The following is a 416-nucleotide window of genomic DNA, read 5'->3' on the forward strand; positions in this document are numbered from 1 at the left end:
GACTGCATATGTGAGGCGTTGAAAGAAGATACATGTTCAGGATATATAGACTCGATGTCGGGTCTTTGCGTAACCGGCGATACAGATAAAATCCCGGAAAACGGTAATATCTCAAAACGAGCCGGTGGCGACGGATGCTCTCTCTCCGACGCGCCTCTTTCCCATCAAACCGCGGCAAATCTCGCCCCTTATCTGGCGCTGTTCATCATTCTGCGCCTAAGGAACACCGGGGTCAGGCTTCGGTAATTCGGTTATTATAATTTTATGTCATCGAAAGGAAAGGTCTCAATATCGAAAACCACAAGACGCCTCTGAAAATAGAAGGGCACCTCTAAAAACCCATTGGCGTGTCATTGCGAGGGAGCGTAGTGACCGAAGCAATCTCCATAAATCAAGTGTTTGCTGGAGATTGCCGC

General features: G+C 48.3%; 1 protein-coding gene. It reads left to right on the plus strand.

Translation table 11 applies throughout. From position 1 onward, the window contains the following. The coding region (locus COV46_07870) for a hypothetical protein (protein PIR16537.1) at positions 1-246 on the plus strand (246 nt) is incomplete at its 5' end. Positions 247-416: the final 170 nt, after the last annotated feature.

Source organism: Deltaproteobacteria bacterium CG11_big_fil_rev_8_21_14_0_20_49_13 (assembly GCA_002796305.1).
In the GTDB taxonomy this organism is placed as follows: Bacteria; UBA10199; UBA10199.